This window comes from Microbulbifer sp. CNSA002 (genome assembly GCF_047324085.1).
GTDB lineage: Bacteria > Pseudomonadota > Gammaproteobacteria > Pseudomonadales > Cellvibrionaceae > Microbulbifer.
Map to the genome: position 1 here is coordinate 4,283,302 of NZ_CP172449.1, position 12,560 is coordinate 4,295,861.

A 12,560-nucleotide genomic window follows, 5' to 3' on the forward strand; every position below is an offset into this window, starting at 1 on the left:
TACACGGTGCCCAGTGCCGGCAAGATACAGCCTAAGTTAAAGATTTACGCCAGCCTGTGCAGTGGAGGAATTATGCTCATACCAGGCTATCTTATCGCGGCATCAACCTTACTATTCTGCTGCCAGGCCCTCGCAACCAACACTTATATCCTGTCACAACAGGGTATTGGCAATCGGGCTATAGGGGACCAAAGCGACCCAACCATCATTAACAATCTCATCATGCAAACACAAGATGGTGAATTTAATAATGTGGTGGCTCAGCAATCCAACGGCAATACTGAAGGATCTATTATCCAGTTGCAGAGAGGCGTATCAAACGAGCTAATGTCAGCCCAATCCAGCAGCCTGGGTAGCACGACATCAGTCTCCCAGCTTAATGTTCTCAACAAGGCCGAAACCTCACAGACAAGTACACTGTTTAGCACTATAAGCATCAGTCAGGAACAATCCCTAAATCAAATTACGAGCATACAAAACCTTTCCACTGGTACAACTGCTAACATCTCGCAGATAGGAACCCTAAATTTTTCGGAATCTATCCAAGATGATGTTGCTCTTAGTGATGTCTCTATTAGCCAGTTAGGTAATTTTAATAGAGCTGAGATTATCGATAAAGAAAGTGGCATAGCAAACTCTGCCAGTATTATCCAAAGTGGAAGCCAGAATATTGATACTAGAATTATCCTGATACAGTCTCTGGGAACCAATAATCAAATTCAACAATTTGGCAATAACAACACTGCCCGGATAACAAATACTAACGGCGCCTTTAATACCAACTCAATAGTACAACTTACAGATTCCAGTGCTACTAGCATCCAAACAAGCAACTCTATTCAGGGATTTAACAGTTCCATCCAGCAAGGACAGAGTAATCGCGCTTCTATAATTGTTAATCTTGCTCAAAACAACCAGGCCTTTACATCTCAAAGTGGAACAAACAACGGGTCCACAATCAACCAGATAAACATTAATAATTTTTCCGAGATAACACAAACAGGAACAAGTAATAGCGCCACGTCAATACAACTCGCTATTGAAGGGGCCAGTAGTGTTGTCACACAAAGTGGATCGGATAATAGTGCTGATATTAGTCAAAGTGGATCAGCCTCTGAGGCAGCTATAGACCAGGAACTTGATCAAAACACATTAATAGCCATTCAAGATGGCTTTAGTGCAAGACTACAGTTGCTGCAACAAGGCCTACAGAATCAAGTAAGTTCAACGCAGTCTGGTTATATTGATGATGCGGACATCATTCAACTGGGTGAGCTAAACACTATCAATCTCACTCAAACCGGCAGCTTTAATAGTGCAGAGCTACTACAACTAGGTACAGACAACTTTCTCCAGGTAATTCAATTGAGTTTTGGTGCTACTATCTCCATTTCACAGATTGGCAGTAACAATTCTGCGATATACATACAGTAGAGAAAGAGGCTAAGAAAAACCATATTATTTATTGCTCAGATTTTTTCTTTCTGGGAAACATCCCCTTTCACAAACAGCAAACTTACAATCAGTGCTGCAGCAGCCAAACACGCATTAACAGTAAATGCCCGATCAATACCTTCAGATAATTCCGGAGCCATCGCAACAACCGTTGTATTCATCGCCAGACCAATAGCACCGCCGATAATTTGGAACATATAAATTAAGGCCGCCGCCAAGCTTGCCCTGGCAGGCCCCAATACCGTAACCGCAGTAGTCGTTATCGTAGGAAAATATAAGCCTAATCCTATACCGAGAGTGAGCATTCCCGGTACCAAGTGCAGATAGTGATCGCGAACCACTAGGCCAGAAAGTAAAAACATTCCCAAACCTAAAAAGAGTGCCGCTCCCGCTAAAATTAGGCGAGCCCCCAAAAATTCATATAACCACCCTGCTATATATGAGACTACCGCATAGGTAATCATCACCGGCAATAAACCCGCACCAGACCAAACTGCAGAATAGCTCAACTCCTTAATTAAAAATTGAGGAATATAAAGCAACATAGATACAAAAGTGACCGATAGAAGCAAAGTCACCACACAGATAGAAAAAAAGCGCCAATTAGTAGCTACATCCGGGGGAATAAGTGGGTCAGAGCGAGTATGAGGCTCAACCCAGGCAAATACCAAAAAGAAAATCACCGATGTTACTAAAAGTCCAATCACTAAAGGACTTCTAAATCCTACATCGATAACAAAATCCAGAGATAACATTAAAGCCAAAAGGCTAATTGATAATGAGGCCATCCCCCAATAGTCAACCTTTTCATTGCTCTCATCGGGCTTATCATCCTCAATTACTTTCCAACCCACCAACATTGCCGCCAAAGCGATGGGTAAGTTAATAAAAAAAATCCAGCGCCAGCTAAGAAAATCTGTAAAAAAACCACCCAACAGTGGCCCTACAGAGTTCGCAAAGCCACACACCGTCATTATCAAACCGCCTGCCTGACCGGCGCGGTCATCAGGCATGATCTGATAGGTCATGCCGAGCACAGCGGGCCACATCAGAGCACCACCAACACCCATTAATGCCCGGCTTCCCAGCAGCATCCATTCATTGACGGCCAGACCACCCAAAACTGAAAAAAAGACGAAGATTGAGGTTCCAACAAAAAATAGCCGGCGTCGACCAAACATATCCGCCAAGCGCCCGCCAGTAACTATAAAAATCCCGAACACCAATGCATAACCGTTAATCACCCACTGAAGGGTGGAGATATCTGCGTTAAAATGTTTTTCCATTGCAGGGATAGCGACGGAGAAGGCCGTAAAATCATTGGCCACCAAAAAGACTGCCAACGACAATGCTGTTAAGCCAATAATCTGTGATCGCGATAGCGGGGTCTTTGAGGCTGCCATAAATGCCAAACTTCACACTTTGCAAGTTATGCAATGGATATATAAGCTTGGACCAATGAAGGACCAACTGCAGCGCAAATTATCAGGCAACACCAAGTAACAGCCTAGAACCAATGGGGTTCTCATAAACTTTATTACTAGAATCTCGGTGCTTTTCTCCTATATCCAGAATTACTTTCTTCCGCAATACTCTGATTAGGTCCCAGCTCAGGCATAGACAAGCATTAATGCCAACAACAATGGCTTGATGTCAGTGTAAGTCCGCAGTCTCACTAATCCTCATTCCATGTTTAGCAGATCGAATCAGTCCAAAAGCAGTATCCGGTAGCAGAAGTATTTAAAGCTATCAGCCGATGATCAATCAGGATTGATCGACAGGCTTGAGCGGGGCCCCTTCTCCAATTCTTATAAATCAAAAATCAAAGACTGACAGGATTTTCCCATGAAGGTGCTATCTTTAGCCATTACCATTCTCTCGATCAATCATGGCCATCAGGCCCTGGCGAACAGTACTTACTCATCAACCAAGTAAGAACTGGCAACACTGCTACTGAAGATCAAATTGAACAAACAACCACTAACAACTTAATAAATCAAGCTCAGATTGGTGACAATAATAACGTTGAAGCAACACAATTTAACGGCAACAACAATTAAATAATGCTCACGCAGGCAGGAATTAACGATAGCATCACCACTACTTAATTTGGTAATAATACTGCGATTTCTCTGCAGTAAAGCCATGTGCCAATCTCTAGGAACTTGTATGTTCAGACAGCTATCTCCCAGAATCTATCATCCAACCCTCCTCCCAGCAGCCACATCCGAACACACTCAAAATATCAGGTATTTCCCGACTTTAGTCCCAGTATCTCAGTGCTTTTATCTCATTCCCCTGAGGAGTCTCATTGTCAATACTTTTTCCAAGGTTCCAATATCTGAAACGAGCTGGATTTCGACTTTTGGAGAGCCCAATCAAACGGATTACAGAGGAGAAATATCTATGACAAACGGTGAGCACTTATGCCCACCAGAATTTGGAATCATTGAGTCTTTTTTAGAAAGCCGCCAATGATCTTAGCCCCGGCATATCCAAGTACTAATGCCAATGACAATGGCTTGGAGCCAGTGCAAGTAAGCAGTCTCACTACTTCACTCACCATTTAGGGCCGATCAAATCACCCCCCAATGCCCAGCGGACGGTAGAGGCGGAATGTAGTCTCCGTTCGTTTACACCGAGATTGGATATGGATTTCACCTGTGTTGTACAGGAAGTACTGTGGACGTCATCAAAACGCCACAACGAATTGAAGTAAAGGAGTTACTTGTGAAGATCTTACCTATAGCCGTTACCACCCTATCCCTTGCCATCAGTGGTCTGATTCATGCAGATGACAATGAATATATCCTTTATCAAGAGGGTACGGGAAATACCGCAATGGGGGATCAAAGTGATCCCACTATTAGCAATAACCTGATTGAGCAAACCCAGATCGGCGATAATAATATTGCTGAAGCGTCACAATCTAATGGCAATACTAATGGAGTGATCATTCAGTATCAAGAGGGCGATACCAATGATGTTTTTGCCTTTCAGGATGGAACAACTGACTCCAGCGGAATCATGACCATTGTTGGGGATAACAATCAGGGAGCAACCCAGCAAACCTCTACTAGTAATACCACGATGGAATATACCATCACTGGCTCCAATAATACCGGCGGATCATTTCAAACTTTAACTTCAAACAGCATAATGGAATTCACGATAACAGGAGATAACAACATTGGTAGCTCCTTTCAACAAAACTCTGACTCTGTATCTTTGGTAGTTGATATCAATGGTAACGATAATATTGCATCAACTTTTCAGGAAGATAGTTCCAATACCAGTATTGTAATACAACAAACTGGTGACTCGAATATTGTTAGTGGTTTTGATGATGATGGCAGTGCTGATAATAGCGTTGTGAATATCCAGCAAGGAAACTCAAATACTATCAATTTTGTTCACGATGTAAGCTTTAACCAAAATGATACAATTGAACAATATGGAGACGACAACTTTTCTGGGTCATCTTCAAATAACACCAGTGGTAGTACAAGTTATTTGTTACAGGTAGGCGATCAAAATAACTCCTTTATCCTATATAATGACTCGGCAAATATCACTGCCTCAATCATTCAAGAGGGCTCAAGTAATAATGCTGATACATTATTAAGTCAAGCCTTTGATAGTAATTCCTCAGTGACCCAAACAGGAGATAACAACGACTCGTTACTTGCTCAAAGTGGGTCTTCTCACTATGCAGAAATCATACAAATCGATGATTTGAATACTATAGACGCTGAACAAAGCAGTTTTGATGCATATCTATACGCGGTGCAAAGTGGTGAAGACAACTTAATTAGCTCCTTGCAAGATGGAGACTCAGAGTCAGCTACTCTGAACCAAACAGGAAGTTTAAATGAAATAGATTTAACTCAGAGTGGACAGCAGGATACCGCTATTTTATCTCAGGATGGCAATAATAATTTCTTGATGGTCACGCAAACAGGCTTCAACGACAGCATTAATGTTACACAGCTTGGTGACAATAACAGCGCAACTTATATGCAGTAAGGTAAATTAGAGGGTCTACATAAATTATGTAGACCCTTGTAAGACTGCCCAATTATTAACGGTAATCTAAGTCATAACAGATATATATTTCTTCTTGGAGCAACTTATCCTTCAGCCTTTATTACTAGTATGTCAGTGCTTTTGTCCTATACACACAATGATGAATACTGCCAATACTAAGTAAGGACATTAACAAACACGATCATTGAGAAATGAGTGTTTGCTGATGGTTTTACAAATCACCTTACGAAGGAGGTAAATTCTCACCTATTAGGTGAATAAATAAGCAGCTAGAGAATCATTGAGTCCTTTTAGAGAAAGCCGCCAATGATCAAAGCCCCGGCATATCCAAGTACTAATGCCAATGACAATGGCTTGGAGCCAGTGCAAGTAAGCAGTCTCACTACTTCACTCACCATTTAGGGCCGATCAAATCACCCCCCAATGCCCAGCGGACGGTAGAGGCGGAATGTAGTCTCCGTTCGTCTACACCGGGATTGGATATGGATTTCACCTGTGTTGTACAGGAAGTACTGTGGACGCCATCAAAGCGCCATAGCGAATTGAAGTAAAGGAGTTACTTGTGAAGATCTTACCTATAGCCGTTACCGCTCTATCCCTTGCCATCAGTGGTCTGGTTCATGCAGACGACAATGAATATATCCTCTATCAGGAAGGTACTGGCAATACCGCCAGCGGGGATCAAAGCGATCCCACCATATTTAACAACCTGATCGATCAAACCCAAATTGGTGATAATAATGATGCTGATGCAGCGCAAACAAACGGCAATACCAATGGAGTGATTATCCAGTACCAAGAGGGAAATAATAATACTTCACTTGCCGATCAAGATGCTACTACCGATTCAACATCAGAAGCATACCTCACTGGTGACGACAACAATTCAGATACCAGTCAGACATCTACCAGTAATAGCACTATAAGCGTCTTTGTAACGGGAAATAGTAATAATGCGGGAGGCACTCAAGATATAACTTCTGACACATCCCTGATTATTACTATAGAAGGGGATAATAATATTGTTAGTCCACTTCAGGAAAATGTATCCAACAGTTTAATGAATTTTACTTTTGTCGGCGATGGTAATATCGGCAGTTCACTCCAGGAGAACTCCGATTCTGCAACACTGATTTCGGAAACTTATGGTGACGATAACGTTGTTACTACTACCCAAGCCGATAGTTCAAGCACTACTGTACTGATTTTCCAAACCGGAAATAGCAACTTAGGCGCCACAGGGGATCAGGATGGCAGCGCCAACAATACAGGTACAATTACACAAGTAGGAAATTCTAATACCGGTGTATTTGCTCGTTTCACAAGCTTTAGTCAAAGCACCACAATCGATCAGTTTGGAGACAGTAACCTTACTGATACTTCTGCCACAGACTCAAGCAATAGCACAGGAATTGTGCTACAACAGGGAGATGGAAATATTAGCGCCACCCTATTACAAACAGTTTCTGATAACAGTTATAACGTCTCCCAAATCGGTGATGGAAACTTCGCATTTCTTACCCAGTCTGGATCAAGTCACACTGCTGAGATCATTCAGATGAGTGATTTAAATGAGATAAATGCAGATCAACAAAGCTTTGATAACGACCTTTACTCCCTGCAAAACGGTGAGGACAATCTAATCAACTCATTACAGGATGGCGATATTGAAACGGCAACGCTGAATCAAGTGGGAACTTTAAATGAAATAGATCTTACCCAAAGCGGGCAGCAGGATATTGCCACCCTATCTCAGGACGGTAACAATAACTTCCTAATGGTTACTCAAACCGGCTTTAGCGACACCATCAATGTCACCCAATTAGGTAACAACAACAGCGCCACCTATATGCAATAGATTGAGTAGGGGAGTCTGTATACGTCACATATAGGCTCCCACCCCTACTATCCATTAGCTCAGATCCTACAAAATCACTATAGAATAGACACACTTACGAAAACGTCCAGACCTACTTTGTTACTAGTTTTTCAGTGCTTTTATCCCATTCCCTTCCCGGCGCCTTCTTTTAATACTTCTACCGATTATTCAGGATTCAAATAGCGCAGAGTTATTCAGTCCAGGAACTGGAGAGGAGGAAAGTCAAAGGTCAATATCCCAGCATAAGCAAGTATTTATGCTAACAATAATGGCTTGAAACCAGTGTCAGTCAGTAGTCTCACTAATTCTCTCCATTAAGGGCCAATAAAATCCCCCAATATCGGGCGAATTACAACGGCAGACTAATTTGCTGTTAACCAACACCAGAATTGGATATCGATGCCGCCTGTGTAATGCAGGATGCGCTGTGACCGCAATTAATGCGTCATAGCTAATTAACATAAAGGATTTATTTGTGAAAATCTTACCTATCGCCGCGACTGTACTCCCCCTAACCGCACTGGCCCTCGCCATCAGTGGCCTGGCCTACGCTGACAACAATGAATATATTCTGTATCAGGAGGGCAGCGGCAATACCGCTAATGCGGATCAGAGTGACCCCACGATTGGCGACAACCTGATTGAACAAGTCCAGATCGGCACGACCAACTCTGTCGATGCATCACAGACCAACGGCAATAACGGCAGCACCATTAGCCAGTATCAGGAGGGCGATAATAACGTATCGCTTAGCACTCAAGACGGTAACACTAACTCAACCGTAGAAACCAGTGCTATCGGTGACAACAACGATTTTGACACTATGCAGACTTCCAACTCCACAAGCTTTATCGGCGTTTATGCTACAGGTGACGGTAATGAAATAGAAAATACGCAAACAGGGAATTCAGATACCACGGTGATATATGCCATTGAGGGAAACAATAACGATGGGGACTCATTCCAAGCTAATAATAGTAATGTCAGTACTAGTTTTACCCTTGTTGGTAATGGTAACCGCGGCAATTTAAATCAGCAGAATTCGGACACCTCAACAATAATTTCGGAATCTTATGGCAATAACAACGATGCCAGACCTGCCCAAGGTAGTGTCTCAAATTCCACCATTACGATTTTTCAAACGGGCAACAACAATACTACCACTCTGCTAGATAGCGCTGGCGGCGCCAACAATATCACCACCCTTACCCAGACTGGCAATTCCCACCTTGCCAACTCCTTCACTTTCTCGAGTGTTAATCAGACCAACAACCTTGTACAAAATGGAAATAGCAACACTATCAGTGGAAATGCAAACAACGCAAGCAATAGTACAGCTGTTGCCCTTCAAGGAGGGACCGCCAATAATATTTTAATCTTTCAATTTAGCGTTTCAGATAGTTATGTGTCGATTACCCAAAGCGATATTCTAAATGTTGCCACAGTCAATCAATCTGGCTCCGGCCATAGGGCAGAAGTTATCCAAATGGATGATTCCAGTGTAATAGATGTCGACCAGGATAATACAGATAACGATCTGTACGCTCTACAAAACGGTGAAGACAATATGATTGATGCGACACAGAATGGCGTAAGTGAAATGGCGATGCTTACCCAGATCGGCATGATCAATGAGATAGATCTGACCCAAAGCGGCACGCTGAATACCGCCATCCTCACCCAAAACGGCAATGACAATACTTTAACCGTTACTCAAACTGGCACCAGCGATACTATCACCGCGATCCAGTTGGGGGATAACAATAGCGGCACCATTTCCCAGTGATTGAATTTAGGGGCAATCAACAAACAGCAAGCACCCTACCGATAACCTAATTTTATTTAAGCCCGCATTAAATACTCACACCTGGAGAGATGTGCAATATCTCTCCAGGAATTTTTTCCTAACAAATCCATACTTTTCCAACTTGCTAAGAATTCTTTACTGCACAATAACTTTTTAGAGCGTCATTATTTTCAACATCCCAGAGATTCTGATCAGCAATTTACTATCCGCACAAATTAAAGGTACAGCCAGGCCTAACAACACTCGATGCGACTGGCTCATTGACCATAGGAGGTGACCCATATAGAAATATCGATTTAGGGATATATTAGTAGCGCTCTTGAGATTATCGATTCACATCTAAACAGCCAGTATGCGAGTAATACCAAGGCAGATTAAGACATCAATAGCAATTAGATGGATTCGAAGTTTGCAGTGCAAAGCCATATCGACCTTTATCGCCATTTAGAGTGACAATTTAACACCTCAAGTTCAGTAGGTATTATATTTTAATTTAATCGATTGTTCGGAAACTATGACTTGAAAATATATTCCCACCCGGGAACCTCTAAGTAGCTCAGAAAGCTATACGGCCACAATGCACACACCAGAGCCAACTATTAGTAATAACCTTATAGACCAGACACAAACTGGAAATCACAATGATATAGATGCACGTCAAATAAATGGAAATACTGGAGGAGGTATTATCCAGACCCGGGAGGGAAATAATAACTTTATTGTTTCTGTTCAAGATAGCGCCTCAAATTTGTCTGTAGTAATTTTTCAAAGCGGTAACAGCAATTCAGTTCTAGTCTTGACCTTTTGGACGAACAACATAGAGAATAGAATCTTATCAATTTACTCCAAGATAGTGTTAATGAAATAGCAACACTAAGTTTGACCGCAATGATGATCGAGTTAGATCTCACGTAGATTGGCCAACAAAATACCGTCACCTGAACTCAGGATGGCAACAATAATTTTCTAATACTTACCCAAATCGGTGCGAACGAGAGTATAAAAATTGCTCAACTGAAAAATAACAATAGCGCTATTTTACTAAAAAATGGATTAAATGGCTTTCCTAAATAAAGTGGGGAGCCATCTCCAGATACAACGTTTAAAAAAATAAGAAAAAATAGGCCATGAAATTCTAGATATCTCCATATAAACTGTATTTATGATAGAAGTACTCACTTCAAGAAACTGCTATTTGCTGTTCAGTCATAGAAAGGAGTTATCATGCACACCAAGGTTGGTATTTGCGCCGTTCTAGTTTCATTCTCTGCCACATTTTCACTGGCTGAAAACAATAATACTTTCCTCCATCAGGAGGGAAGTGATAATAGTGCCACTGCCAATCAAAGCGACATTACCAGTATTGGCAACCAGATTACGCAAATACAAATTGGTAACAATAACTCGCTAGAGGCAACACAGAGCGACAGCAATTTGCGTGGCTCCATATTACAGACGCAGATCGGTGATAGTAACAACGCCTTTGCTTCACAAGAAGGCACAAGAGATACAAATTCCAGTGGTTACCAGATTGGTATTAGCAACCAGGGAAGCTCATTACAAGGCTCAGTTACCAACAGTCAGTTCAACTATACCCAGTTAGGTAGTCAAAATAGCGCTCAAGGCGTCCAAACGGATTCCGACAATGCTTCTATTTCCATCGCTCAAGAGGGCACAGGAAATACAGTTACTAGCTCACAGGACACTATTACCAGGGGAGAAATGCAGTTTTACCAAACCGGTATTAGCAATAAATCTACAGTAGCGGATTCCAATAACGGCTCTGATAACGGATTAACTTCTACCCAGAGCGGGGACAGCAATCAAAACAATGTGTTTCTTAACGCGACAAACTCCGCAACAGATCATCTCCAGCAAACCGGTTCAGACAACCAGATTTTCCTGGTCCACAGTATCAGTGACAATGATACAGTAGAGATTCTGCAAGCTGGGACGCAACAAACGCTCAATATTAGTCTTATCTCTACGGCTGATAATGAAGTCACTATTAATCAATTAGGTAGTAGTAATATTGGTACCTTAAATTTGAGCGGCACAAGTAGCGGAACGCAACTGCAACAGGATGGATATCTTAATAGTGTCAATCTTACTCAGGGTGGAGAGGGAGTTAACCTATACGCCCATCAAATAGGTAGTAATAATGAGCTGGATCTAACCCAGGGTGGGCGACAAAATACTGCCACACTCTCCCAATTTGGTAACAGCAACTATATCTATTTGATGCAAACAGGAATTAATAGCAGCATTAACATATTGCAACTTGGCAGTAACAATAGCGCAAGCTATCAACAGCAGTAGGCTGCGCCTTAGGAGTTACCAACTACAAGAAGTCAGGAGAGAAAGAAAAACTGTATTTAAGGCTGTATGAGCTGTGGATGCCAAATACGAGCTTACCGATGTGAATTCACAGCAGCACTCAGAAACAGTGTATTCCTTCTGGATCAGTAGTACACGTAAACATCAGCTTCCTCTTTTGAACCAAAGAACATTGTATGTCGAAACGAACAAAAACCTACTGATCTTGCCTCGTTTTAACGGACACCTCATCTGTTTGACTTTGGTACCCGTTAAAACGGGGCAAGATCATAGGCCGACGAAGAAAGTGAATTATTTACACAATGACTGATAAGTTAGTCACATAAACTATATTTTATTTTCTATTTATTGAGATCGATTCTCAAGTTTGTTTATACTGCGTGCGCTCTGGAATGATTCCGGGATGGCAGATGGTATAGCAGGGCTTTTGCTTGCTATAAAGTTGTATTTAACATGGATGTTGCGGCGTAGTAGTAAGATGGAGGCAGTTTCAGAGATCGACACAGGATTGCATGCGCTGGTTGCCATAGCGCGTTTCCATCAATTGCCTGCTGAGCCTGATCAACTTTCCCACCAGTTTGGTCATGAAGGACAATCCTTTTCTGATACCCAGCTCCTACAAGCAACCAAGGTCCTTACGTTAAAGGCCAAGCAGCTAGCGTCTGATGTCAGCGATCTGAGTAATGCCATGCTGCCCGCTATCGCTAAGGCACACGATGGCAGTTATTTTATTGTGGCACGCCTATCCGATGGTGAGGCATCTGCTGATTTCCAATAATGTCCAAGTGGATATTATTGATGTAAGAAAACCACCCACTTCCGCTAAGAAAGAAAAACGTCGAACTACCGTAAAGCTATGGATGAAATCAGAATCTATAGTACAAATTACAAGGACATTGGATGTTTACAGCCGAGCCGTACAAAACTGGAATATTGCTTACAATATCGCGCAGTTTCAAGGCATTAACCACTAAAAAATGCAGCTATCCGAAAGAGATGAACCATAGGCTTTAATATTAAGGAAAAAGTATAATT

General features: G+C 42.0%; 8 protein-coding genes. 6 read left to right on the forward strand and 2 right to left on the reverse strand.

The annotated features are described in order from the left end of the window. Window positions 1-6: 6 nt before the first annotated feature. A complete protein-coding gene (locus ACG1BZ_RS19090) occupies window positions 7-1,434 on the forward strand; it encodes a hypothetical protein (RefSeq protein WP_413663191.1) in 1,428 nt (475 codons plus the stop codon). A 35-nt stretch (window positions 1,435-1,469) separates the two neighbouring features. Here the strand turns inward: ACG1BZ_RS19090 and ACG1BZ_RS19095 are convergent, their stop codons facing one another. Continuing rightward, on the reverse strand, window positions 1,470-2,858 hold the full coding sequence (locus ACG1BZ_RS19095; RefSeq protein WP_413663192.1) for an MFS transporter: 1,389 nt from the start codon (window positions 2,856-2,858) through the stop codon (window positions 1,470-1,472). A gap of 585 nt (window positions 2,859-3,443) precedes the next feature. Next, entirely contained in the window at window positions 3,444-3,602 is a 159-nt protein-coding gene (locus tag ACG1BZ_RS19100; protein ID WP_413663193.1) for a hypothetical protein, read from the reverse strand. A 535-nt stretch (window positions 3,603-4,137) separates the two neighbouring features. On the opposite strand from ACG1BZ_RS19100, the gene ACG1BZ_RS19105 reads away from it, so the two are divergent. The 5 genes from ACG1BZ_RS19105 to ACG1BZ_RS19125 all read left to right on the forward strand — a co-directional run bounded on the left by ACG1BZ_RS19105 (window position 4,138) and on the right by ACG1BZ_RS19125 (window position 12,303). Then, a complete protein-coding gene (locus ACG1BZ_RS19105; protein ID WP_413663194.1) occupies window positions 4,138-5,481 on the forward strand; it encodes a hypothetical protein in 1,344 nt (447 codons plus the stop codon). Window positions 5,482-6,064: 583 nt separating this feature from the next. Then, window positions 6,065-7,360, forward strand: coding sequence for a hypothetical protein (locus ACG1BZ_RS19110; protein WP_413663195.1), 1,296 nt, complete (start codon window positions 6,065-6,067; stop codon window positions 7,358-7,360). A 496-nt stretch (window positions 7,361-7,856) separates the two neighbouring features. After that, window positions 7,857-9,167, forward strand: a complete 1,311-nt coding sequence (locus ACG1BZ_RS19115; RefSeq protein ID WP_413663196.1) for a hypothetical protein — start codon at window positions 7,857-7,859, stop codon at window positions 9,165-9,167. 1,245 nt (window positions 9,168-10,412) lie between these two features. Continuing rightward, complete coding sequence (locus ACG1BZ_RS19120) at window positions 10,413-11,507, forward strand: hypothetical protein (protein ID WP_413663197.1); 1,095 nt, start codon at window positions 10,413-10,415, stop codon at window positions 11,505-11,507. A 496-nt stretch (window positions 11,508-12,003) separates the two neighbouring features. Next, complete coding sequence (locus ACG1BZ_RS19125) at window positions 12,004-12,303, forward strand: cysteine peptidase family C39 domain-containing protein (RefSeq protein ID WP_413663198.1); 300 nt, start codon at window positions 12,004-12,006, stop codon at window positions 12,301-12,303. Window positions 12,304-12,560: the final 257 nt, after the last annotated feature.

Coding starts and splice junctions, on each gene's coding strand:
- ACG1BZ_RS19095 (WP_413663192.1), bottom strand. CDS start 2,858: ATGGCAGCCTCAAAGACCCCGCTATCGCGATCACAGATTATTGGCTTA.
- ACG1BZ_RS19100 (WP_413663193.1), bottom strand. CDS start 3,602: ATGGCTTTACTGCAGAGAAATCGCAGTATTATTACCAAATTAAGTAGT.
- ACG1BZ_RS19120 (WP_413663197.1), top strand. CDS start 10,413: ATGCACACCAAGGTTGGTATTTGCGCCGTTCTAGTTTCATTCTCTGCC.
- ACG1BZ_RS19125 (WP_413663198.1), top strand. CDS start 12,004: ATGGAGGCAGTTTCAGAGATCGACACAGGATTGCATGCGCTGGTTGCC.